The 23336-nt window shown below is 41.0% G+C and carries 24 protein-coding genes and 1 riboswitch; of the genes, 22 read left to right on the top strand and 2 right to left on the bottom strand.

Features of this window, described 5'->3' with window-relative positions; translation table 11 throughout:
• Window positions 1–65: 65 nt before the first annotated feature.
• The gene (locus tag FE005_RS09710) at window positions 66–1070 is read left to right on the top strand and encodes a nucleoid-associated protein (RefSeq protein WP_081131791.1); all 1005 of its coding nucleotides are present in this window, start codon (window positions 66–68) and stop codon (window positions 1068–1070) included.
• Between the two features lie 44 nt (window positions 1071–1114).
• On the opposite strand, the gene FE005_RS09715 is transcribed toward FE005_RS09710, so the two are convergent.
• Window positions 1115–1474, bottom strand: a complete 360-nt coding sequence (locus FE005_RS09715) for a YxeA family protein (RefSeq protein WP_003126793.1) — start codon at window positions 1472–1474, stop codon at window positions 1115–1117.
• A 274-nt stretch (window positions 1475–1748) separates the two neighbouring features.
• Between FE005_RS09715 and tuf the strand changes: the two genes are divergently transcribed.
• The 14 genes from tuf (at window position 1749) to FE005_RS09785 (ending at window position 15735) form a co-directional block, all read left to right on the top strand.
• Window positions 1749–2936 carry an elongation factor Tu gene (tuf, locus tag FE005_RS09720; protein WP_138371710.1) on the top strand — a complete coding sequence of 396 codons (1188 nt, stop codon included), beginning with the start codon at window positions 1749–1751 and terminating at the stop codon, window positions 2934–2936.
• Window positions 2937–3114: 178 nt separating this feature from the next.
• Window positions 3115–3744 (top strand): lysozyme family protein, encoded by a 630-nt coding sequence (locus FE005_RS09725; protein ID WP_103299860.1) that lies wholly within the window; start codon window positions 3115–3117, stop codon window positions 3742–3744.
• A gap of 158 nt (window positions 3745–3902) precedes the next feature.
• The gene (dnaG, locus tag FE005_RS09730) at window positions 3903–5732 is read left to right on the top strand and encodes a DNA primase (protein WP_003126796.1); all 1830 of its coding nucleotides are present in this window, start codon (window positions 3903–3905) and stop codon (window positions 5730–5732) included.
• A gap of 23 nt (window positions 5733–5755) precedes the next feature.
• Window positions 5756–6862, top strand: a complete 1107-nt coding sequence (gene rpoD / locus FE005_RS09735; protein WP_003126797.1) for an RNA polymerase sigma factor RpoD — start codon at window positions 5756–5758, stop codon at window positions 6860–6862.
• Between the two features lie 324 nt (window positions 6863–7186).
• Window positions 7187–9142, top strand: a complete 1956-nt coding sequence (locus tag FE005_RS09740) for a cell division site-positioning protein MapZ family protein (protein ID WP_138371711.1) — start codon at window positions 7187–7189, stop codon at window positions 9140–9142.
• A 118-nt stretch (window positions 9143–9260) separates the two neighbouring features.
• A complete protein-coding gene (locus FE005_RS09745; RefSeq protein ID WP_003126799.1) occupies window positions 9261–9968 on the top strand; it encodes an AzlC family ABC transporter permease in 708 nt (235 codons plus the stop codon).
• Entirely contained in the window at window positions 9961–10278 is a 318-nt protein-coding gene (locus tag FE005_RS09750) for an AzlD domain-containing protein (protein WP_003126801.1), read from the top strand. The genes FE005_RS09745 and FE005_RS09750 overlap by 8 nt, the downstream gene beginning before the upstream one ends.
• A 25-nt stretch (window positions 10279–10303) precedes the next feature.
• Window positions 10304–11167 carry a S1 RNA-binding domain-containing protein gene (locus tag FE005_RS09755; protein WP_081131788.1) on the top strand — a complete coding sequence of 288 codons (864 nt, stop codon included), beginning with the start codon at window positions 10304–10306 and terminating at the stop codon, window positions 11165–11167.
• Window positions 11168–11276: 109 nt separating this feature from the next.
• Window positions 11277–11747, top strand: a complete 471-nt coding sequence (locus FE005_RS09760) for a Fur family transcriptional regulator (RefSeq protein ID WP_003126803.1) — start codon at window positions 11277–11279, stop codon at window positions 11745–11747.
• 89 nt (window positions 11748–11836) lie between these two features.
• Window positions 11837–12727, top strand: a complete 891-nt coding sequence (xerD, locus tag FE005_RS09765; protein WP_003126804.1) for a site-specific tyrosine recombinase XerD — start codon at window positions 11837–11839, stop codon at window positions 12725–12727.
• Window positions 12728–12741: 14 nt separating this feature from the next.
• Complete coding sequence (locus tag FE005_RS09770) at window positions 12742–13494, top strand: segregation/condensation protein A (protein ID WP_003126805.1); 753 nt, start codon at window positions 12742–12744, stop codon at window positions 13492–13494.
• Window positions 13487–14065, top strand: coding sequence for an SMC-Scp complex subunit ScpB (scpB, locus tag FE005_RS09775; RefSeq protein ID WP_003126807.1), 579 nt, complete (start codon window positions 13487–13489; stop codon window positions 14063–14065). The genes FE005_RS09770 and scpB overlap by 8 nt, the downstream gene beginning before the upstream one ends.
• The gene (locus tag FE005_RS09780) at window positions 14065–14781 is read left to right on the top strand and encodes a pseudouridine synthase (protein ID WP_081131786.1); all 717 of its coding nucleotides are present in this window, start codon (window positions 14065–14067) and stop codon (window positions 14779–14781) included. Before scpB ends, FE005_RS09780 begins: the two co-directional genes overlap by 1 nt.
• A gap of 81 nt (window positions 14782–14862) precedes the next feature.
• Window positions 14863–14987: riboswitch (FMN riboswitch) on the top strand.
• A gap of 154 nt (window positions 14988–15141) precedes the next feature.
• Window positions 15142–15735, top strand: a complete 594-nt coding sequence (locus tag FE005_RS09785; protein WP_003126809.1) for an ECF transporter S component — start codon at window positions 15142–15144, stop codon at window positions 15733–15735.
• Between the two features lie 41 nt (window positions 15736–15776).
• Here the strand turns inward: FE005_RS09785 and FE005_RS09790 are convergent, their stop codons facing one another.
• Complete coding sequence (locus tag FE005_RS09790; RefSeq protein ID WP_003126810.1) at window positions 15777–15992, bottom strand: ferredoxin; 216 nt, start codon at window positions 15990–15992, stop codon at window positions 15777–15779.
• A gap of 35 nt (window positions 15993–16027) precedes the next feature.
• Between FE005_RS09790 and FE005_RS09795 the strand changes: the two genes are divergently transcribed.
• The 7 genes from FE005_RS09795 (at window position 16028) to FE005_RS09825 (ending at window position 23335) form a co-directional block, all read left to right on the top strand.
• Window positions 16028–17011, top strand: a complete 984-nt coding sequence (locus FE005_RS09795; RefSeq protein WP_138371712.1) for a helix-turn-helix domain-containing protein — start codon at window positions 16028–16030, stop codon at window positions 17009–17011.
• Window positions 17005–18381, top strand: coding sequence for an ATP-dependent DNA helicase RecQ (locus tag FE005_RS09800; protein ID WP_138371713.1), 1377 nt, complete (start codon window positions 17005–17007; stop codon window positions 18379–18381). Before FE005_RS09795 ends, FE005_RS09800 begins: the two co-directional genes overlap by 7 nt.
• 72 nt (window positions 18382–18453) lie before the next feature.
• The gene (locus FE005_RS09805) at window positions 18454–19086 is read left to right on the top strand and encodes an SAG1386/EF1546 family surface-associated protein (RefSeq protein ID WP_138371714.1); all 633 of its coding nucleotides are present in this window, start codon (window positions 18454–18456) and stop codon (window positions 19084–19086) included.
• Window positions 19087–19160: 74 nt separating this feature from the next.
• Complete coding sequence (gene cmk / locus FE005_RS09810; RefSeq protein WP_086269275.1) at window positions 19161–19832, top strand: (d)CMP kinase; 672 nt, start codon at window positions 19161–19163, stop codon at window positions 19830–19832.
• Between the two features lie 306 nt (window positions 19833–20138).
• Window positions 20139–21347, top strand: a complete 1209-nt coding sequence (gene rpsA, locus FE005_RS09815) for a 30S ribosomal protein S1 (protein WP_113849936.1) — start codon at window positions 20139–20141, stop codon at window positions 21345–21347.
• A 167-nt stretch (window positions 21348–21514) separates the two neighbouring features.
• Entirely contained in the window at window positions 21515–22825 is a 1311-nt protein-coding gene (gene der, locus FE005_RS09820; protein WP_003126818.1) for a ribosome biogenesis GTPase Der, read from the top strand.
• A 234-nt stretch (window positions 22826–23059) separates the two neighbouring features.
• Window positions 23060–23335 (top strand): HU family DNA-binding protein, encoded by a 276-nt coding sequence (locus tag FE005_RS09825; RefSeq protein ID WP_003126821.1) that lies wholly within the window; start codon window positions 23060–23062, stop codon window positions 23333–23335.
• Window position 23336 lies beyond the last annotated feature (1 nt).

The following is a 23336-nucleotide window of genomic DNA, read 5'->3' on the forward strand; positions in this document are numbered from 1 at the left end:
GTAAAAAAACTTGTGTTTTGAACCAGTTTTTTTGTACACTTGAGAAATGGATAAGGAGAGAGAATATGGATATCTATTTAAAGCGTGCGATCATGCACATTGTGGATCGACAAACGGGTGATCCCGTATACTCGCAAGTGGAATTGGATCTGACAACGGAATACATCCGAGATTATTTAACGAAAAAAATTCAAAAATTAGCGACACCTCAGACAAAGACCGGCCGCTTGCTGGAGGACTCTGAGATGGCTAGATTCATCAAACAAGCGCCGGAAGCATTTGTAGAAAGCAGTGAAGCAATCCTGCGACGCTGGTATGAAGTTTACCAACAAAGTGAAGATGCACCAAGTGCGGATGCTTTCATTGTTTTGTATGAATTAGATACCAAACTGCAATTAGCATTTTTGAAGGTTAACTATACAGATGGCTACACGCACTTTATCGACAGTACTGAAACAGGTATCGCCAATAATCTGATTTTGCATCGAGCACTTTTAGCTGGCAAAACCCAAAAAGCAGATGAAGGAATAACGATCGATGTCGAGCAGCTGACTTACGAATTAGTAGAGAAAAAATATACCTTCTCCGGAGAAAAATATTTCTATTTCTCCACGAAAGTGATTGATTCTGAACCGCTGCCTTCTCTAGAAGAAAATGTCAAAGTCATCAAAAAGGTAGCTGAAAAAATTGGTCAAAAGTTTGAGACCCCTTCTTATGATGTCATCGCCGATGTCAAAGAGGCTGTTTACGATACAATAGAAGAAAATGGTCAGCTGCATGTAGATTCGATTGCCCAAAAAGTATTCAAAGATAATATTACGGCTCAGATGGCCTTTCAAGAAGAAGTAGCAGAAAAAGGGTATATCGATCAAGCCCCTATGCTGCGAGAGGTCAGAGAAATTTCAGAAAAAAAATATGGCAAACAAAAGCTAAAACTTTCCAATGGTATCGAGTTGATCGTTCCATTGGATGTCTATCGAGATCCGAATTTGATCGAATTCATCAACAATCCCGATGGCACGATTTCTGTAACCATCAAAAATGTGGAAGAAGTCATCAATCGCATATAAAAATAGCTGCCAGGCTCTTCTCAAGGAGTCTCTGGCAGCTATTTTTATTTATTGTTGAGTTGATCCAAAGCGGGTTTGGGTACATCTTCTTGTGAGACTTCTTCCCAACTGAGGACACCTTTGCGGGGATTGACTAATAGTTTCAGATAAGCTCCTTCTCGTAGGGGCTTGGAGCGGTGTTCATTCATTTTAACGATCTTCTCTTCACCTGATTCATTATAAGCCGCTTGTTCATATTTATAAATATCTTGAGCCACACCATCACTGGCAATTGATGTTGAGTGGGTACCGCTGGTAGTGATTTCGGTGTAGTAAGCAGTGCCGCCATAGTAATAACGGTAGGCAAAGAAACAGCCGCCTAAGAAAACGCCAAAGACGATCAAACTCGCAATGATTTTTTTCATTCCTGTTCACCTCATATCTATTATTCTATAAAAAAGCAGACCCGTCCAACTATTTTATCAAAATCAAAGCAAATCTTAGAAATTTTGAATAAAAACGGCAAACAATGAAGGAGACAATATTCTTGACTTTGACTAAATTTGACCTATAATAGAGATAGATTTAAACTTACAAAAAATAAGTAAGAAAGAATTTTTTACTTTTGTAAGGAAAAGTCTATAATTGATAGTAGAGCCGATCCAACGGCGCTACATCTCATTTAGGAGGGAAATTATTATGGCAAAACAACATTATGATCGTAGTAAACCACATGTAAACATTGGTACAATTGGACACGTGGATCATGGGAAAACGACACTGACTGCTGCCATTACGACAGTTCTTGGTAAAAAAGGACTCGCTAATCCGCAAGATTACGCAAGTATTGATGCGGCTCCTGAAGAACGGGAACGTGGTATCACGATCAATACCGCTCACGTTGAATATGAAACAGAAAAACGTCACTATGCTCACATTGATGCTCCAGGACACGCGGATTATGTTAAAAATATGATTACCGGTGCTGCCCAAATGGATGGTGCGATTTTAGTTGTATCCGCAACAGATGGTCCAATGCCTCAAACTCGGGAACATATCTTGCTTTCGAGACAAGTTGGTGTGAAACATCTGATTGTTTTCTTGAACAAAATCGATTTAGTCGATGACGAAGAATTGATTGATTTAGTGGAAATGGAAGTAAGAGAACTACTATCTGAATATAATTTTCCAGGTGATGACATTCCTGTTATCAAAGGTTCGGCATTAAAAGCGTTGGAAGGAGACCCTGATGCAGAAGCTGCCATCATGGAATTAATGGATACAGTAGATAGCTATATCCCAACACCAGAGCGGGATACAGACAAACCATTACTCTTACCAGTTGAAGATGTCTTTTCGATTACTGGACGAGGAACAGTTGCTTCCGGACGGATCGATCGGGGAACAGTTCGGGTAGGCGATGAAGTAGAAATCGTCGGTATCAAACCTGAAACCCAAAAAGCTGTAGTGACAGGCGTCGAAATGTTCCGCAAGACGATGGACTTTGGGGAAGCCGGCGACAATGTAGGTGTCTTGCTAAGAGGAATCACTCGTGACGAAATCGAACGCGGACAAGTATTGGCTAAACCAGGTTCGATCACACCACATACAAAATTCCAAGCAGAAGTTTATGTATTGACGAAAGAAGAAGGTGGTCGTCATACACCATTCTTCAACAATTATCGTCCACAATTTTATTTCCGTACAACGGATGTGACAGGGAACATTACATTGGCTGAAGGAACAGAAATGGTGATGCCAGGTGACAACGTGACCATCGATGTGGAATTGATTCATCCAATCGCCGTTGAAAATGGAACGACGTTCTCTATTCGTGAAGGTGGCCGCACAGTTGGTTCCGGTATCGTTACTGAAATCGAAAAATAAATCAGTGTTTCAACAAAAATGAAGCAGTGACTAGAGCCTTTTAGGACAGTCACTGTTTCTTTTTCTAAATTTCTTTGTGATTTTATTAAGGATTTTAGATGATGGAAAACAAACCTAGTCAGCAAATAAGTTTCATAGTAGGATAGAAGCTGACACTAAAAAGATAGGATGTTTTTCCATGAGAAAACTGCGACGATTTTTTATTTTTATAGCAAAAATAGCTGGAGTCCTGTTGCTTATCGGCGGGCTGTTTTTAGGCTATAAAAATTATACAGCTCTAAAGAAAGTGTATTCTTATGAAGAAACAATCGCTGAGCAAACAGAAAAATATGGCATCAGCGACTATCAGGAATTAGCGATGAGTATTATGTTGACTGAATCAAAAGGGGAAGGAAACGACCCGATGCAAAGCTCAGAGAGTGCTTACGGAAAACAAAATCAATTTGAAAATGCCCAAGACAGTATCGAGCAGGGAGTGGCTTATCTGGCTAAACTGATCAAAAAATCTGCTGACATGGACTGTGATCTGTGGACCGCCGTTCAAGCCTATAATTTTGGGACAGACTATATTGATTATGTAGCCAAGAATGGTGGCGAAAATACGCTAGAACTGGCAGAGTCCTATTCAAAAGAAGTGCTTTCTCCTTTGTTAGGAAATGATAATGAGCAAACCTATCGTTACTGGGGGTGGCAGTCGATCACTTATAATGGCGGTTATTTGTATCACAATGGTGGCAATTTATTTTATGCAGATGTGGTAAAATTCAATCAATGGAAGATAAAAATGGGTAGTATTTTGTTTTCTTGAAAGTCTCTGAAATCAAGCAGGTAAAAGACTTGAAAAAACAATAAAATATGATAGAATCAATATGAGTGATTCTGTCTAATTATTCGTCGCACTGATTCTGATTGGTGCGATTTTTTACCTAATGAATACGGGAATACTTACCGAATGGAGGTGAGTGGATGGCACGAATACCTCAAACGGTCATTGATGATATTCGAGAACGAAGCAATATCGTTGATATCGTTGGTCAGTACGTCCAGTTGAAGAAATCTGGGAAAAACTATTTTGGATTATGTCCCTTCCACAACGAAAAGTCACCTTCTTTTTCTGTGGCAGAAGACAAGCAGATCTACCATTGTTTTGGCTGTGGCCGCGGAGGCAATGTCTTTGGTTTTTTGCAAGAGTTAGAAGGATTAAGTTTTCCAGAATCTGTTTTGAAAGTTGCAGAAATCAGTGATATCCCTTTAGATGAGCAATACAAGCAAACCGAAGCAATTGATGCAACCTCTTCTCAGCAAAATCAATTGATCGCGTTGCATGAAAAAGCTGCTGAAGTCTATCATCACATGTTAGTCAATACGGCTGCCGGGCAAGGCGCATTGGATTATTTGCTGGAACGCGGATTGACGATGGCACTGATTGACGAATTTCAGATTGGTTTTGCGCCTAACGAGCGTGCCTTTTTGGAAAAAGTTTTTTTGAATGAAAAAGCAAATGCGGCATTTTTTGCGGATACAGGTCTCTTTGTACAAAGGAACGATGGGCAACTTGCTGACCGTTTTTATCAAAGAATCATGTTTCCGATTCGGAACCCTCAAGGAAAGACCATCGGTTTTTCTGGACGCTGGTTTCAAACGGAACAGGATGATAGCAAAGACCAGCCCAAGTATTTGAACAGTCCGGAAACAATGCTTTTCAATAAGCGTGAAGTACTTTTCAACTTTGATAAAGCCCGGCGATCAATCCGAAAAGAAGGCCAAGTCTTTCTATTTGAAGGCTTTATGGATGTAATCGCAGCGTGGCAATCAGGAATTGAGAACGGGATCGCTTCAATGGGAACTAGTTTGACGAACCAGCAGATTGCCAATATTGAACGTGTCGCTACAGAAGTCATCCTTTGCTATGATGGTGACCAGGCAGGAATCAATGCAACGAATCGCGGGATTGATCTTTTACAAGAACATAGCCGCGTGAATCTCTCCGTCGTTCGAGTCCCTGAACGTCTGGACCCGGATGATTATGTGCGAAAGTATGGTACAGAGGCCTTTTTCAAACTGGCCATGCATGGCAGAGAAACGGTGTTTGCATTCAAAATGGACTTTCATCGTGCCAATCGCAATTTGGCCAATGAAAAAGAACAGATCGATTATGTCCAAGAGGTCTTGCAAGAATTACAGCATGTAGATTCTTTGCTAGAACAGGACCGATACTTGACACAACTTTCAACTGAATTTCATATTAGTCGAGAAACACTACAGACGCAATTGCGTCAGTTAAAACAGACGCAGCCGACCCCAACGCCTTCACCGCCAGTTCGTGAAGCAGTGAGTGTAGCACCACCGCCACCACGACAGCAACGGAAAACTCAGGTAGAAAAGGCGGAGGAATTACTGTTATATCGTCTGTTCCATGACAATACGCTGAATCCTCGTTTTAAAAGTACCGGTGTTGCGTTTATTCATGATAAATACCAACAAATCTATTTTTTATACGATGCGTATATGGAAACCGAAGAGCAATTTATCCTAGCAAAATTCTTGGATTTTTTGAAAGATGAACAAATGAAACAACAAGTGATCGAGATCGCTGATATCAAGGCTTCTGAAGAGGGGACGGAACAAGAATTCCAAGACCTTCTGCAGGTATTTCGTAAGTCGGGCATTGCTGAAGAAATCAATCAAAAACGAATCCAGCAGCAAGAAGCACGACAAAAAGGAAACCAGCAATTAGAGTTGGAATTAGCAATTGCGATCATTGATTTGACCAAACGGTTGAAACAAGCTAAATAGCGAACTGAAAGGGGCTTTCTTTCATGGCAGAAGAAACAAAGAAAACATATGACAAAGCTGTTGCCGAATTTATCAAAGAAAACAAACCAAAAGGACAAGTCGTTTATGACGAACTAACCAATCATTTAGCGACCCCTTATTCTTTAGATGCAGACGCAATGGACAAGCTGATCCAAAAACTGGAAGACTCAGGTATCAGTGTAGTAGATGAGAATGGGGAGCCTTCCGTTCATAGTTTGAAGAGCAATGAAAAGCAGCAAGCAACGCAACCACAAGAAGATCTTTCCGCTCCTACGGGTGTCAAGATCAATGATCCGGTACGGATGTATCTGAAAGAAATCGGACGCGTACCCTTATTGACTGCCGAAGAAGAAGTAGCCCTTGCTTTAAAAATCGAAGAAGGCGACCAAGAAGCGAAACAACGGTTAGCTGAAGCCAACTTACGTCTCGTTGTAAGTATTGCGAAACGTTACGTTGGTCGGGGGATGCAGTTTTTGGACTTGATCCAAGAAGGAAACATGGGCTTGATGAAAGCTGTTGAAAAATTCGATTACCGCAAAGGATTCAAGTTCTCGACTTATGCCACTTGGTGGATTCGTCAAGCAATCACTCGTGCTATTGCCGACCAAGCACGGACGATTCGGATTCCAGTCCATATGGTGGAAACAATCAATAAATTGATTCGAATCCAACGGCAATTACTGCAAGATCTAGGTCGCGAACCGACACCGGAAGAAATCGGAGCAGAAATGGATCTGCCAACTGAAAAAGTACGTGAAATCTTGAAAATCGCACAAGAGCCAGTTTCATTGGAAACACCGATCGGTGAAGAGGATGATTCCCATCTAGGCGATTTTATCGAAGATCAAGATGCGACAAGTCCCGCCGAACATGCAGCCTACGAATTGTTGAAAGAACAACTGGAAGACGTACTAGATACGTTGACCGATCGTGAAGAAAATGTTTTGCGATTGCGTTTTGGTATCGATGATGGTCGGACACGTACTTTAGAAGAAGTCGGAAAAGTTTTTGGTGTAACGAGAGAACGGATTCGTCAGATCGAAGCAAAAGCGTTACGTAAATTACGCCATCCTTCCCGCTCAAAACAATTAAAAGATTTTCTAGAATAAAACTGAGACCACAAAGACTTTTCCAAGAAGTATCCTTGGAGAAGTCTTTTTCTTGTGGTTTAGCCAACTTTCGTAGGAAAAGTAATGAACTTAATAAAAACGTAACGAAGCAAGTGTTGGCTAATTGCTTTGAATATGATAAATTTAATTTTGTGAATCATTTACACGAAGGTGAATCATTTTGGTACAGAGAGTTTTTTCACCAAAGCCAGTGAATAAAGGGCAAGTCTATAAGTGTGATATTCTGTAGTAAAATGAAACCTTTCAACGATGAACAGATAACTGCCGAAGCAGGTTCAAAATAAAAGGAGCAAATTCGAACAAATGATGAAAACATGTCCTCAATGTGGATTTGAATCAATTGATGCACAAAAGAAATGTCCAAACTGCGGCTTTGAGTTTGTTAAAGCGGATGAGGCAAATGAAAAAGAAGCCCCTCATACGAATGAGACGGTATCCGAAAAGAATCCGCAGCAAAATGATGATATCCGCTGGTCTGATTTTAAGGATGTTCCCTTAGGTGAATTAATTGAACATTTCGAAGACAAGAATGAAACTGATGAGTCAAAGAACAATCAGTCAGAAGACGACGTAAACGTGCAAGAGCTGATAACGAACTCAAATATAGAACAGACACCCGTTTCAAAAGAAACGCTATCAGATGCGTCCGAAACGATCGAATCACAGTCACTTGAATATCAGTCAGCAGAACAATCGATGCACAGTGGAAATGAAAGCAATGAAGTGTCTGGATCAGACAAAGGAATCCAATCGATCGCAGAAAGTTCCGCAGAGCCCAATGATTTAGTAGATTCAGCCGAGGTCCCTGAAGATCACGATTCGGCTATTTTATCTGCTTATATTCGTCAACATAAAAATTCAGAGATGGATGAAGATGCGACAGATGTTCCAGTGATACCGGAAGTCACGGACGATAAAGAGGCTCTTCCTCTAACGGAGGAACAATCTCAATCTGGATTAGAAGATGAACAAACTGATACTGCAGCGATTGCTGAATCTTCAGAAAGCCCTCAATCAACAGAGAGTCCGCAACCGAAAATTGAAGCAGAAGAAACAAAGCTTGCCGAAATTCCAGAAAAAACAGCGGTATCTGAAAATACGAAGAGTAAAACCGATCCACTGCCCAAAAATAAAAAGTCACGCAAAAAATTCTATGTAGCGGCTGCGGCGTTGGTACTTGTTTCTGCAGGTGGCTGGTATTATTACGAAGAGCCCGCTCGTCAAGAACAAATTGCGACAGCAAGTGAGCTGGACCAGATCGAAGCGGATCTAGCCGATTTTTATACCGACGATAACCAAGAATTTATCAAAGCAGACAAAACAACTACGCAATTGACGGCATTGACTGATCGACTAGCCAAGTATAAAACGGAAAGCCGTTACCCGGACTTGTTGGCTCAGTCTGAAACAATCAAAGAAAAGATGGCGACTCTTTCGGAAATCAATGGGTATTTCACTAGTCCAGTGATCATTGAAGATCAATTGCAGAAGGTTTCCTTAAAAGAGCCTTCGGCAGTGACTATGTCAAAAAGAACATCTGAAACACCATTCGATCAATTAGTAAATCGGGCGATTGATCAAGGGCAAAAAGAGTATGCCCAGATCGAAGAAGTACGAAATGCAGTCAAAAGCATGGTTGCTTTGAATAAAGAGGATGAACTTTCTGACAAAGTCACGCGAAAAAGCTACAATGATTTAGTGAAGAAGATCGATGCATTGCCGATTGCTTCTTTAAAAGAGCAATTGACTGCTGAGATAGCACCGATTGATTCTGTACTGAAGAAAAAAGAAGCTGCTGAGAAGGCTGCTAAAGAGAAGGCGGCCCAAGAAGCAGCTCAGGCACAAGCGGAAAAAGCCGCCGCAGCTCAAGAAACAACTACGGCTAACAATAGCCAGTCTTCTGAAGCTGATTATGTATTATCGCCGAATACACCAACGAATACCAATAATCAACCAATCATTCCAGCACGTGAAAGTGATTTGGCAGACTCTAGCAATCCGGCTTGGAATTGGGCGCCTGGTGTCCAAGAAAAGATCATTGCAACCGCAATTGCTCGCGGCTATGTCGTTGAAGGGGGTTATACCTTTGAGCGCGTACGAATCGTGAATGGAGAAGGTTACTATAATTTTTATGCGACCAACAACCAAGGCTCCTTGTTGAAAGGAACCGGTGATTCCGCTTTTCCAATGTATCTCTTTACAGTGAATGCCAAAACCGGGTATTTCCGTGGAAATGGAAATGATCATACGATTCGGTGATGGGTGACACTTAGAAAATTTTCAGCATAATTACATTATTGAATCAAAAAACAGCTTGTTTCTCCTCCGGCTTTTCGATATGATGGATGATAATCAATCGGAAACGGAGGTTTTTTTGTTGCAGAAAATTGAAAGATATGAACAGTTCAGTGATGGAGTTATTGCCTGTATTCCAACGATTCTGGGTTATCTAGGCATTGGTTTTGCAATGGGAGTCGTGGGGAAAGGAATCGGCTTGACGGTCATTGAAGTCCTCTTGATGTCGATCATTGTCTATGCTGGAAGTGCCCAGTTTATCATCTGTGCCCTTTTGGCTATTCAAGCACCGTTTACTTCGATCGTTGCGACAGTTTTTTTAGTAAACTTACGCCACTTTTTGATGAGTTTATCGGTAGCACCTTATTTCCGTTCTGCTTCATTAGTGTCAGGAATTGGCATCGGCACATTGCTGACAGACGAATCCTATGGAGTTTTAACGACAGCTTTGCAACAAAATAAACCAATCACTACCCGATGGACTCACGGATTGAATGTCATGGCCTATTTAAGTTGGATCTTTGCCACTTTCTTAGGAGCGTTGTTAGGGTCATATATTCCTGATCCTGAAGCATTAGGACTGGACTTTGCACTAGTGGCTATGTTTGTTGGCTTATTCCTTTTTCAAGTAGAGTTGCCTTTAAAAAAGAAGACCAAGCAGACGGTGTTGGTGCTAGCCGCTGTGGTAATTTCATTGGTCCTTTTTATGCGAATTTCAACAGCTGAAGTAGCCGTGATTGCTGCCACTTTGATTGGATGTTTGATAGGGACGGTGACACATCATGATTGATTTTGTTATACTGATGATAGCTTGTGGTGTCGTTACTTGGATACCTCGGGTGCTACCGTTTTTATTTTCGAAGAAATTAGTTTTTCCTGAAAAATTCACGATCTTTCTAAGCTACTTGCCCCTTTGTATTCTTGGGGCGCTGCTTGTTCAAAATCTGTTGGTTTTTCGTGAAGGACAATTTCCATTGCTTAAAGTCAAAGAAACCGTTGCTTGTTTACCAGCGCTAGTGGTCGGTTATTATACAAAAGATTTGATGAAGATCGTTGTTACAGGCGTTATCACGATGGCGGCGATTCGATTCTTTTTCTAGTAAATCATTTCTAAGGAGAGAAAAAATGAAAGACTTATTGGCATCCGTTTTTAGCGGATTGATCATTGATGAGAATGATCAAAATTACTTTGTACAAAAAAATGGTCTGACTTTTCGCTTATCAAAAGCAGAAGGAGAGCACCATCTTGGAGAAGCTGTGGAGGGTTTTGGTTATCAGAATCAAAAACAAGAACTCGTAATCACTACGGAGATTCCTAAAAGCCGCCAAGGACATTATGCTTTCGGAACTGTCACGGACAGTCGTCGAGATCTAGGCGTCTTTGTCGATATTGGTCTCAAAGATAAAGATATGGTGGTATCATTAGATGAATTACCAACAATGCGGGAACTTTGGCCAAAGAAAGGCGATCGCTTGATGGTCAGCTTGACAGTGGATGAAAAGGATCGAATCTGGGCTTCTTTAGCGGATGAAAAGATTTTTAAAGCATTGAGTAAACGTGGTTCAGAGACGTTGAAGAATGCTGACATTACAGGGACAGTCTATCGCTTGAAACTTGCGGGAACTTACTTGCTCACAGATGATTTCTACATTGGCTTTATCCATCCTTCCGAAAGATACCAAGAACCACGTTTAGGAGAAGTTGTCTCAGGACGAGTAATTGGTGTTCGCCCGGATGGTGTTCTGAATTTATCATTGAAGCCTCGTGCTTATGAAGCAATTTCAAATGATGCCGCTATGATCATGACATTCTTGGATCGAGCTGCAGATCATCGTATTCCTTTTACTGATAAATCGACACCAGAAGAGATTCTGCAGACATTCGGTATCAGTAAAGGCCAATTCAAGCGGGCGATCGGTACCTTGATGAAACAGCGTTTAGTGGAACAAAAAGACGGCTTCACCATCAAAGTCGAAAAATCCAATTGAGAATGCTTGTATCTTTTCTCATTCTAATTTATAATGATTACAATATTATCTAAGAGTTGACGTCTCTTAGATTAGAATCGTTATAAATTAGCGATGTATGGAGGCCTGTATGAATACAACTGCTGCTTTAAAGAAGACAAAAAAACAACTTCATGAATCAGGATTTAAATTGACTCCACAACGAGAAGCTACCTTGTTGGTTCTTTTGGAGAATGAGAAAGATCATTTATCTGCAGAAGAAATTTTCTTTTTTGTGCGCAAAAAAAGTCCAGAAATCGGACTAGCCACAGTGTATCGTACATTAGAAATCTTAACTGATCTAAAAATCGTGGACAAGGTGAGTTTCAATGACGGCGTTTCTCGTTACGATCTGCGCAAAGAAGGAGCAAAGCATTTCCATCACCATCTGCTTTGTTTAGAGTGTGGCAGTATCGAAGAAGTAGAAGAAGATCTGCTGACAGGTGTCGAAGACATCGTAGAGAAAAAATACCATTTTCTAGTAAAAGACCACCGATTGACTTTTCATGGAGTGTGTCAGAAGTGTCAGACAAAAAATGCAGCGAAGTTGAGTGAAGCGTAATTGCTCCTCAGCTTTTTTTGTGGTTGAACTACTATCATATCAAGCTTTAATTTGTTATGATAAAGAGGTTGAAAGTAGGGGGGACGTGTATGAAAGAACAGATCATCGATTATTTGCATTATCTGACGATTGAGCGGGGGCTATCCCAAAATACCCGTAAAAGTTATGAGCGCGACCTAGAGCAGTACCTTACATTTTTGACGGAACAGCACATCAAAGATTGGCAGGCGGTGGATCGTGTCTTGATCCTCTCTTTTTTGCAGCAATTGCAGCAATCAGGGAAATCCTCGGCGACCATTATTCGAATGGTATCAAGCTTGAGAAGGTTTCATCAATTTCTCCGTCAAGAACGCTTTACGGATCATGATCCTATGCAGCACATCGATTCCCCAAAAAAACAACAGAAACTGCCTGATACATTGAGCCTTTCTGAGGTTGAGCGCTTGATCGAGACACCGGATACCAAAGAAGTGTTGGGAATCCGCGATCGTGCGATTTTAGAAGTGATGTATGCTACCGGCCTTCGGGTCAGTGAACTGATCGGGTTGCAACTGAAAGACCTTCATTTAAGCATGGGTCTGTTGCAGACGACAGGGAAAGGTGACAAGGAACGAATCGTTCCTTTAGGAGATCTGGCGATTCAGTGGATCGAAACTTACTTGGAAGAAGCACGCCCTTTTTTGACTCGGAAACATCCAGAAGAGAGTCATCTTTTTGTCAATAATCATGGAAAACAACTTTCTCGTCAAGGAATCTGGAAAAACTTAAAGGCCCTCGTGCGCAAGGCAGGCATTACAAAAAATGTGACGCCACATACGCTAAGGCATAGTTTTGCCACCCATTTATTGGAAAATGGTGCCGATTTGCGTACCGTTCAAGAATTATTAGGGCATGCAGATATATCCACGACACAGATCTATACTCATATTACGAAAAAAAGGATGACGGAAGTGTATAAGCAGCACTTTCCTCGTGCCTAGAAATAGAGGAAGACATGGAAGAAATCAATATCAAACTAGATGTCTTTGAGGGACCGTTGGATCTGTTGCTGCATCTGATCCAAAAATTGGAGATCGATGTCTATGATATTCCAATTGCAGCGATCACCGAACAATATATGCAATATATTCATGCAATGAAAAGTTTAGAATTAGAGGTTGCCGGAGAATACTTGGTGATGGCTGCTACACTGATGGCAATCAAAAGCCAGATGCTGCTGCCAAAACAAGAGATCTTGATTGAAGAAAACGATCCTTATGAAGAAGATCCAAGGGATATGCTGGTTGCTCAGCTATTGGAATACCGTAAATACAAATACGCAGCCGAACAATTATCCGAAAAAGCGGAAGAACGAAGTTTATACTTTACGAAAGATCCGATGGATGTCGATGCCTATAAAGAAAAAAGTGATGAATTGGCAGCCAACCGGTTCAACACGATCGATTTATTCTTGGCTTTTCATAAAATGCTTGAAAAGAAAAAGAGTCGGAAAGTACTGGAGACAAAGATCACACCAGATGAAAGTACCATTGATGAAAAAATGGCGACGATCCAATTGGAAATGCAGCAACGAAATGCCAAAAAGGGACGACGTTTTGATTCTTTTTTCACCAATTACAGCAAAACAGAAGTCGTTACCACTTTCATGGCATTATTAGAATTAATGAAAAAAGGATATATTCGAGTAGAGCAAGAAGGAAACTATGAATCGATCTTGCTTTACCCAGCAGGTAAAACAGATGAGTAAATATAGTGAAATAGAAGCGATTCTCTTTGTCGTAGGAGATGAAGGGATCGGATTAGAAGAATTAAGCTACTTAGTCAATAGCAAAACTGCGGCTGTCTATCAGTACTTGCAAGAATTGAATCAGCGTTATGAAGAAAATGAAGATTCAGCCTTGCATATTTTAGAAGTTGGGAATCATTTTGTTTTGTCCACAAAGAAAGAAGTCGCACCGTTATTAAAGAAATACGCAGAATCGCCAATGGGCAACTCTCTTTCGCAAGCTGCGTTAGAGACATTGTCGATCATTGCCTACAAGCAACCGATCACACGAATCGAAGTAGAAGAGATTCGTGGGGTCCAGTCCAGCGGCTCCGTACAGAAATTAGTCGCAAAACGATTGATCGAGGAAAAAGGCCGTGTTGATGGACCAGGTCGAGCAATTTTATATGGAACTACTGAATACTTCATGGATTACTTTGGCTTGAAATCATTAGCCGAATTACCTGATATTCAAGCAATGGAAGACGAACTCGAAGAAGATGGACCAGTGGATCTTTTTTATGATCGTTACAAACAAGAAGGAGACTCATAATGGAACGTTTGCAAAAAGTAATCGCACATGCTGGAATCACTTCTCGCAGAAAAGCAGAAGAGTTGATTGTGGCAGGTCGTGTCAGTGTCAATGGTCAAATTGTTAAGGAACTAGGAGTACAGGTGAGTGCCAAAGATCGCGTGGAAGTTGACGGTGTCCCAATTGAACAAGAATCGCCCGTCTACTATATGCTCTATAAACCACGTGGCGTAATCTCAGCAGTAACTGACGATAAAAAAAGGAAAGTTGTTTTAGACTTTTTTACTGAAGTTCCAGAACGTCTCTACCCAATCGGACGGTTGGATTATGATACTTCAGGTTTATTATTGCTGACCAATGACGGCGATCTTTCACAAAAACTGATGCATCCAAAACATGAAGTGGATAAAGTCTATGTGGCAAAAGTGAAAGGAATCGCTGATAAAAAACAACTATTGCCCTTGTCTAGAGGAATTCGGATCGAAGGCAAGAAAACCGCACCTGCTCGCTTTGAGATTTTGTCGACAGACGCTGCTACTCAAACAAGTATCGTCCAATTGACGATTCATGAAGGCCGTAATCATCAAGTGAAAAATATGCTTAAAGCAGTTGGTTTACCGGTCCAAAAATTGAAACGGGAAATGTATGGTTCGTTGACATTAGCTGGGTTGCGCCCTGGAGAGTATCGGGAGTTGACGAAAAAAGAAGTCAATGAATTAAAAAACCAAGTGAAATAACCAGTACACAGCAAAAGATGCTTAAAAAATTTGTCAATCGAGAATTTTTGTGTATAATGAAACATGTATTATAAATAAAAGGTTCGTCTTCAGGGGCAGGGTGCAATTCCCGACCGGTGGTGATAGTCCACGACCTACTTCTTTTGAAGTAGCTGAATCGGTGAAATTCCGATACCGACAGTAAAGTCTGGATAAAGAAGATAGAGCGTATTTGATTTGCCTATGGTTTTTCAAATGCCCTCTTTTTCCCTGTGGAAAAGAGGGCATTTTTTACTTTGTCTGGCGCCGACAAGTAAGGAATCAAGGAAATTTAATAGGTTCGTTTGAAGAGGAATCCTGAACTTAGGAGGATTTGTATTAATGAACAACAAAACAAGAAAAATGGTAACAATAGCAATGTGTGCAGCAATGGGAACAGTCTTACAGTTTATTGCGTTTCCCATCATCCCGGCGTTTAGCTTTTTGAAAATCGATTTTAGCGATATTCCAGTAATGATCGTCATGTTTTTATTCGGTCCTTTTGCTGGCGTGGCAACCGCGTTTCTACGTTCTCTCTTACACTTGTTTCTATCTGGTTTTTCACCAGCAGATCTCGTGGGAGACACGGCAAGTTTCTTGGCATCCTGTGTCTTCACTTTGCCAATGTACTACTTTTTCCGTAAAGGGATCCATGCGAAAAATAAATTCGTGGGAGTGGTCACAGGAATCCTCGCATTAACTGCTTTTATGAGTATTGCCAATCTATATGTCATCACACCATTGTACCTGCGCTTCTTTGGTGTTACAGCAGATCAATTCCTTGGCATGTCATTAGCGCGTTATGTCAGCATCGGTATTATTCCTTTTAACTTGATCAAAGGAGTTATCGTCAGTGGGGTCTTCTTGATCCTTCATGCGAAGTTGTTGCCTTGGTTGGCTCGTAAACAACCGCAACATTCACCAGTTGGAAAATAATAAAAAAGATCGTGTGTTGCTTTTGAGCAAACGCGATCTTTTTATTTTTCTAACAGTATCGCCCGAGTAGGACACTTTTTATATGCAGCTAAGACTTTTTCTTGCTGATCTTCTATGATAAACTGTTGCCGAGCGGCTGGTTCTTGAGCAAATAAGACGATACCATCTTCATCATAATCAAAAATATCAGGGGCACAGACCGCGCATAGTCCACAAGCGATACAGCGCTCAGGAATGATTTTGCAGCGTTGAGACATGGAATTGTTTCCTTTCTGGAGGTAAGTATAGACATATGGATGCTTTTATTTTAGCGTTGTTTCATCATTCTGACAAGTTGCGTCCGTCAACCATTTATCAAATACTTTACGGCAAACGAACGAGTTCAGTATTGAGTTATGCTTTTTTTTATGATCGCTTAGGTTACTTTCAAGCAATGCCGAATCTTGAAGAGGATGAATTTAATAAAAGAATCACGGCGCTGATTGCTGCCAAACAACTTGTAGCAGATGAAAAAGGGTTTCTCCAGACAGTTGCACCTGCAACGCTTACTGAAGTAGAGACACTCTGCCGTCATTTAAATTATTTTCAATTCGGTCGCCGGGGGGAACAGATGTGGCGCTTGGTACAGCTGCTTGTTCAAGCGGCTGCTTTTCAAGAAATCAGTAATCGATATATCCCTGTGGAGAACACTCCTATGTTCACAGAACCGGTGCGGCAGCTGATTCGGCAGCACCCAAAATTGAAGCAGGCGTTGTTTACTGAGCTTTGGACAGTCTTCGAGCAGATTCCGGGAGAATTTGCCGACTTTTTGGCAGGGACGTTGACAGGACCTGAGCAAATTGGTCAGACTTTTTTTCAGCTGTTACCAGATAACTACCAAAAAATGCCTTGGAATCAGTTTTTTCCAGCGGCAGCGATCCACTGCTTTTTATCAGTGGCAAAGAAGCAATCTCCTCTTTTAGCAGCAGGGTTAAACCCGTTTTATCAAGAAAACCTCAACCAAAGCATGCTGAAGACCCGTCGCTTATTTCTCAGCGGGAAGTCGATTGAGGAAATCATGGCACTTAGACAGATCAAGCGAGGAACAGTCAACGATCACTTGATTGAATGGGCGATCATCGATGATCAGTTTCCTTATCACTATTTTGCCACAAAGCAGCAGTTCCCTCCATTGTCATGGAAATTGCCTTATCACATTATTCAAAAAGAAGTGCCGCTGGATTTTTTAAGTATCCGAATCAATCAAATTGCACAAAAGCGAGGGATCCTATGTTAGAACAGGCGCTCAAACACTATTTTGGTCATTCCCATTTTCGGACAGGTCAAAAAGAAGTGATCCAATCGGTTCTGAATCATCAGGATACATTAGCAATCATGCCCACTGGTAACGGCAAAAGCTTATGCTATCAACTGCCGGGTTATTTGCTGGAAGGGTTGGTAGTAATCGTATCACCATTGCTTTCTTTGATGGAAGATCAAGTGTATAGTTTGCAAAAAAATGGTGAGAGACGAGCGATCGCTTTTAACAGTCTCTTATCATTCGCTGAACGAAAATTTGTTCTTAGCCATCTACAGCAGTATAAATTTTTATTTATTAGTCCCGAGATGCTTGTTCAAAAGACGATTCTCCAAGCATTGGTAAATAGTAGAATCGCATTGCTGGTCGTAGATGAGGCACACTGTGTTTCTCAGTGGGGGATCGATTTTCGACCAGAATACCTTCAGCTAGCTGCGGTCAAACAACAATTAAAAGCACCAACGACTCTGGCTTTGACTGCCACAGCAACCGAACAGGTGGCACGAGATATTCAACAAAACCTTTTAGGAAAAACGCATCAAGTTTTTCGCTATGGAATGGATCGCAAAAATATTGGACTGATCGTTGATAAAAGCGGCGAAGAAAAAGACACGCTTTTAATGCATTACTTGCAGCAATTGTCAGGTGCGGGAATTATTTATTGTGCCACTAGAAACAAGGTGGAAGAACTTTATCAAAAATTACGCGGCAAGTATTCTGTGGGGTATTATCACGGTGGATTAGCCAGTGATCAGCGTAAAGTCCTTCAGCAGCAGTTTAGTCGGAACGAGCTGCAGTTATTGATCGCCACAAATGCTTTTGGAATGGGGATCAATAAACAAGATATTCGCTTTGTGATCCATTATGATCTGCCGGATTCGTTAGAAAACTATAGTCAAGAAATTGGCCGAGCAGGTCGAGATGGCAAGCAAAGCTATGCGATCTTACTCTATCGTCCTGGAGACGAAACCATCCATTATTTCTTTCAAAAGGAACTAAGTGCAGAAAGAGAACAGCTGGAAATGACGCCGCAATCTTTGATGCTTTCCCCATTGCAGGAAAAATGGCAAGCAAAAATCAATGAGTATGGTGCCAACAAATGGTTTGCTATTTTAAAGCAAAATGAGTGGGAAAAAAAGCAGCAGCTAAAAACGATGCTCGAATACATTCACTGTACTAGTTGTCGACGGTGTTTTTTATTGGCTCATTTTGACGAAGAAAAACAACCGCTTGACCAGTGTTGTGATATCGATGGTATTGAAATTCGGCTTGACCAAAAGGAATTCAAGCCGCAAAGAAAGAACTCGTGGCAGGAACGTTTACTAAAAATTTTTAAAGAAACAAATTGAATCGTTTTTTAAAAGACAGTTCGATTCAAGCTATGTTATAATACATCGGAAGGATATTAGGAGGTAATACGAGTGAGCAAGAAAGACAAAAACTATAATTCAGAAAATCAAGAGCCGTGGGAACAACCAATTTATGATACAGAATATGAAGATTCTGCCTCACGATCACAACAGCGGAAACAAAAACGCGGGAATTCACTCTTTTTGACGATCGTCTTAGTTTTACTTTTCTTGATCGTTGCAATTCCTGTTGGCGCGGGGATTTGGGTCTTAAACCGCTCAAATGATACAGCGACTGTTGCCTCATCAACAAGTAGCAGTACAGTTGCCAGCACAGAATCATCGACTGTTGAGTCATCGACAAAAGTCAGTGAATCATCTACTTCCAGCAGTAGTTCGTCATCATCATCATCTTCTTCCTCATCTGAAAGCAGTGAGTCTGAAGAGCCAGCGAACAGTGAAGCAGAAGGAAACAACATCCAGAACAATCAGGGAAATGCAGACCAAGGAACGACGAATCAAGGTGCAGCGAATCAGGGAGAAACCAACCAAGGAACAGAGCAATATACGACTGTTCAAGCTGGTGAAGGTCCAGAACAAGTAGCAGCACGTACAGGTATTTCTGTCGAGACTTTGTATCAATTAAACGGGATCGATCCAAGTAATTTCATGCTTTACCCAGGCGATACATTACGAATTAAATAAAAAACCGCTTTGGCGGTTTTTTTTCTTGAAAGTTAAAAGGCCGTTGATCGGTAGTTGTTGAGAAGGAGTAACAAATGAAAAAAATCAATATTGCCATCGATGGTCCAGCTTCATCGGGCAAAAGTACAGTGGCAAAAATTTTAGCTCAGCATTATGGATATGTTTATACGGATACAGGGGCAATGTACCGTAGTATCACTTATTTAGCTCTTAAAACAGGGTGCTCATTAGAAGATGAAAGCGGGCTTGTGGCATTGATCGATACTTATCCAATCACTTTTGCGCCAACTGAGACAGGACAAGATGTTTTTGTAGATGGAACAAAAGTGACAGAAGAGATTCGCCAGCCCGAGGTAACCAACGCTGTTTCCAAAGTTTCTGCTTATCAAAAAGTCCGGGAAAAACTGGTCCAACAGCAACAAAAAATTGCTGAAAATGGCGGTGTTGTAATGGACGGCCGCGACATTGGCACCGCAGTCTTACCTCAAGCGGAAGTAAAGGTTTTTCTCGTGGCGAGTGTAGAAGAACGAGCAGAAAGAAGATACAAAGAGAACCAGCAAAAAGGAATCACCACCTCCTTTGACACATTAAAAAAAGAAATCGAGCAAAGGGATTATTTAGATTCTCATCGAGAAATCTCTCCCTTGAAACAAGCCGATGATGCAGTTCGCATTGATACAACAGGAATGTCCATTACAGAAGTCGTTGCAGCGATTCAGCAAATCGTTGATAAAAAAATGGAATAATCAACCACTGGCGCTAGTCGACCTAAAAAACAGAACCGAACGATTCTCATGAGAAATTTCATTAAATATCGGAATTTTCGCGTAGAAATATTGTTCGAACTCTGAGGTTTTTAGGTCGGAGGGGCCAGTTTTTTTTGTATGAAACAGTGATTTTGAAGCAAAATAGTGAAGGAAACGTTTTTTGAGAACAATTATTGACAGTTTTTTGTGAAAATAAGCGAAATCGCTTTATTTTTTTGGCATTCTAATTTAAACTAAGGGATGTAGTGCATTTACGTACAATTGTTGGTTAGGAGGACACAAGACATGACAGAATTTGAAAATAATCAAGTGGAAAATGGGAATGAATCAATGGAAGCTGCTTTGGATAATTTCCAAGAAGTGAACGTTGGCGATATTGTCAAAGGTGAAGTTTTAGCCATCGAAGACAAACAAGCGATCGTTGGCATCGAAGGAGCAGGTGTAGAAGGAGTCGTTCCAGCAAAAGAATTGTCTACATTGCCTGTTGAGGATATCAATGAAGTAGTCAAAGTGGGCGATGTTTTAGAGTTAGTTGTTATTTCTGCAATCGGTAAAGATAAAGAAAACGGCAGCTATCTACTTTCAAAACGTCGTTTAGACGCGAAGAAAGTTTGGGAAGATATCGAAAAAGATTTCCAAGCAGGTAAGATCATTGAAGCGCCTGTAACAAATGTAGTCAAAGGTGGCTTAGTTGTTGATGTTGGCGTACGCGGATTTGTGCCAGCTTCGATGGTTGAGGACCACTTTGTAGCTGATTTTGAAGATTATAAAGGCAAGACACTCACCTTTAAGATTGTTGAGATCGAACCTTCTGAGAACCGCTTGATTTTATCCCATAAAGCAGTGGTTGAGGCTGAAAAAGAGAAACAAAAAGAAGCCTTGCTAGCTGATCTTTATGAAGGTCAAGAAATCGAAGGGAAAGTTGCACGATTGACCGATTTTGGGGCTTTCGTTGACTTGGGTGGAATTGATGGTTTAGTACACGTTTCAGAAATTTCTCATGCCCATGTAGGCAAACCGAGTGATGTTTTATCTGTTGGTGATACTGTCAATGTCCGTGTCTTATCCGTTGATCCAAATAAAGAACGCGTATCGTTATCGATCAAAGATACATTGCCTGGACCTTGGAGCAATATCGAAGAACAAGCACCCGTTGGTAGTGTTTTAGATGGTGTAGTAAAACGACTAACTAGTTTTGGTGCTTTTGTGGAAGTCTTCCCTGGTGTAGAAGGATTGATCCACATTTCGCAAATCTCACATAAACATATTGCAACGCCTCATGAAGTGTTGCATGAAGGTGATCAAGTGCAAGTGAAAGTTCTTGAAGTGAATCCAGCCGATCATCGGATTGCTTTGAGCATCAAAGCACTAGAAAAAGCCGAAGAAGCGGAAGAAGCGCCTGCAGAAGATGACTATGAATTACCAGAAGAATCCACTGGTTTTACCATGGGTGATATCTTGGGCGATGCGTTGAAAGATAACGACGAAGAATAATCTAGCCTAGCAGCTTATAACGATTCGTTTTTTGAATTTGTTATAAGCTGCTTTTTTGTTTGTCATCAAGACTTGCAAGTTAATGATGCATTAGGTAAACTAAGAAAGATTGAAAAGCAGAAGCAGCTGTATTTAGCAGTTCGCTTCTTATAAATGGAGGGTAAAAAATGTCAAATCCAACAATTGCGATCGTCGGACGTCCGAATGTCGGGAAATCGACTATTTTCAACCGGATTGCCGGAGAACGAATCTCGATCGTTGAGGATACTCCGGGTGTGACGAGAGACCGAATTTATGCAACAGGTGAATGGTTAGGTCGAGAGTTCAGTATTATCGATACAGGTGGAATCGACTTAGGCGATGAGCCGTTTATGGATCAAATCAAACATCAAGCAGAAATTGCGATCGATGAAGCAGATGTGATCGTCTTCATTACGAGTGCCAGAGAAGGTGTGACGGATGCAGATGAACTTGTTGCTCGCCTTTTGTATAAGAGCAATAAGCCTGTGATTCTAGCAGTCAATAAAGTCGACAATCCAGAAATGCGTGCAGATATTTATGAATTCTATACATTAGGATTAGGTGATCCGTATCCAATATCCGGCAGTCATGGATTAGGGATCGGAGATGTACTTGATGAAGCCGTTAAGCATTTTACAGAAGAAGCAGAGGAAGAGGACGAATCGATCATCAAATTTAGTTTGATTGGGCGACCAAATGTCGGGAAATCTTCGTTAATCAATGCGATTTTAGGTGAAGAGCGTGTCATCGTTTCGGATATCGAAGGAACGACCCGGGATGCGATCGATACTCATTTTACAAGTGAAAATGGGCAAGAGTTCACTATGATTGATACTGCAGGAATGCGTAAAAAAGGAAAAGTTTACGAATCAACAGAGAAATACAGTGTCATGCGAGCGATGCGTGCCATCGAACGTTCCGATGTGGTTCTAATGGTCTTGAATGCGGAAGAAGGAATACGTGAACAGGACAAACGAATCGCTGGCTATGCTCATGAAGCTGGCCGTGGGATCATCCTAGTTGTCAATAAATGGGATCTGCTAAAAAAAGAAACCAATACCATGCGAGACTTTGAAGCGGAGATTCGTGATGAGTTTCAATACTTAGATTATGCCCCGATCATCTTTGTATCAGCGGCAACGAAACAGCGGTTGAATCAGTTGCCAGCTTTGATCGAAGAAGTCAGCATGAATCAAAACATGCGTATCCCTTCTGCATTATTGAATGATGTGATTATGGATGCAGTAGCCATCAATCCAACGCCAACGGATAAAGGAAAACGATTGAAGATTTTTTATGCGACACAAGTTGCGGTCAAGCCACCAACATTTGTTATTTTTGTTAATGAAGAAGAGTTGATGCATTTTTCTTATGCGCGCTTTTTAGAGAATCAGATCCGGAAAGCATTTACTTTTGAAGGAACTCCGATTCGAATCATTCCAAGAAGACGAAAATAGCGATTTTATCATACTTTGCTGCTTTTGACAAAGAATTCTATTCTTTTGACAGAAAAACGATAAATCCTAAAAAAAACAGTAGTAAAAACGTTAAAATCCTTGATATTACAACGTTCTTATGATAACGTTATATCAGAATATTGATGGATATCAATATTTGACAAAAAACTTGGACCACTCAAGATTTTTGTTGATGTATGACATCAAAAAAATAATCAGGAGGTGAAACCATCCATGGCAAATAAAGCAGAATTAATCGAAAAAGTTGCAGCAGCTACTGACTTGACAAAGAAAGACGCTACAGCAGCAGTAGACGCTGTCTTCTCAACAATTCAAGACGCTTTAGCTAACGGTGAAAAAGTTCAATTGATCGGCTTTGGTAACTTTGAAGTTCGTTCTCGTGCAGAACGCAAAGGACGTAACCCACAAACTGGTGAAGAAATCAAGATCCCTGCTAGCAAAGTACCTGCATTCAAACCAGGTAAAGCTCTTAAAGACGCAGTGAAATAAT

It is taken from the genome of Enterococcus sp. M190262 (genome assembly GCF_005843965.1).
GTDB lineage: Bacteria > Bacillota > Bacilli > Lactobacillales > Enterococcaceae > Enterococcus_D > Enterococcus_D gallinarum.

Coding starts and splice junctions, on each gene's coding strand:
- der (WP_003126818.1), top strand. CDS start 21,515: ATGTCAAATCCAACAATTGCGATCGTCGGACGTCCGAATGTCGGGAAA.
- FE005_RS09755 (WP_081131788.1), top strand. CDS start 10,304: ATGAAAGACTTATTGGCATCCGTTTTTAGCGGATTGATCATTGATGAG.
- FE005_RS09785 (WP_003126809.1), top strand. CDS start 15,142: ATGAACAACAAAACAAGAAAAATGGTAACAATAGCAATGTGTGCAGCA.
- FE005_RS09760 (WP_003126803.1), top strand. CDS start 11,277: ATGAATACAACTGCTGCTTTAAAGAAGACAAAAAAACAACTTCATGAA.
- FE005_RS09750 (WP_003126801.1), top strand. CDS start 9,961: ATGATTGATTTTGTTATACTGATGATAGCTTGTGGTGTCGTTACTTGG.
- FE005_RS09825 (WP_003126821.1), top strand. CDS start 23,060: ATGGCAAATAAAGCAGAATTAATCGAAAAAGTTGCAGCAGCTACTGAC.
- FE005_RS09770 (WP_003126805.1), top strand. CDS start 12,742: ATGGAAGAAATCAATATCAAACTAGATGTCTTTGAGGGACCGTTGGAT.
- rpsA (WP_113849936.1), top strand. CDS start 20,139: ATGACAGAATTTGAAAATAATCAAGTGGAAAATGGGAATGAATCAATG.
- FE005_RS09800 (WP_138371713.1), top strand. CDS start 17,005: ATGTTAGAACAGGCGCTCAAACACTATTTTGGTCATTCCCATTTTCGG.
- FE005_RS09795 (WP_138371712.1), top strand. CDS start 16,028: ATGGATGCTTTTATTTTAGCGTTGTTTCATCATTCTGACAAGTTGCGT.
- rpoD (WP_003126797.1), top strand. CDS start 5,756: ATGGCAGAAGAAACAAAGAAAACATATGACAAAGCTGTTGCCGAATTT.
- FE005_RS09740 (WP_138371711.1), top strand. CDS start 7,187: ATGATGAAAACATGTCCTCAATGTGGATTTGAATCAATTGATGCACAA.
- FE005_RS09710 (WP_081131791.1), top strand. CDS start 66: ATGGATATCTATTTAAAGCGTGCGATCATGCACATTGTGGATCGACAA.
- FE005_RS09725 (WP_103299860.1), top strand. CDS start 3,115: ATGAGAAAACTGCGACGATTTTTTATTTTTATAGCAAAAATAGCTGGA.
- cmk (WP_086269275.1), top strand. CDS start 19,161: ATGAAAAAAATCAATATTGCCATCGATGGTCCAGCTTCATCGGGCAAA.
- FE005_RS09780 (WP_081131786.1), top strand. CDS start 14,065: ATGGAACGTTTGCAAAAAGTAATCGCACATGCTGGAATCACTTCTCGC.
- xerD (WP_003126804.1), top strand. CDS start 11,837: ATGAAAGAACAGATCATCGATTATTTGCATTATCTGACGATTGAGCGG.
- dnaG (WP_003126796.1), top strand. CDS start 3,903: ATGGCACGAATACCTCAAACGGTCATTGATGATATTCGAGAACGAAGC.
- FE005_RS09715 (WP_003126793.1), bottom strand. CDS start 1,474: ATGAAAAAAATCATTGCGAGTTTGATCGTCTTTGGCGTTTTCTTAGGC.
- tuf (WP_138371710.1), top strand. CDS start 1,749: ATGGCAAAACAACATTATGATCGTAGTAAACCACATGTAAACATTGGT.
- scpB (WP_003126807.1), top strand. CDS start 13,487: ATGAGTAAATATAGTGAAATAGAAGCGATTCTCTTTGTCGTAGGAGAT.
- FE005_RS09790 (WP_003126810.1), bottom strand. CDS start 15,992: ATGTCTCAACGCTGCAAAATCATTCCTGAGCGCTGTATCGCTTGTGGA.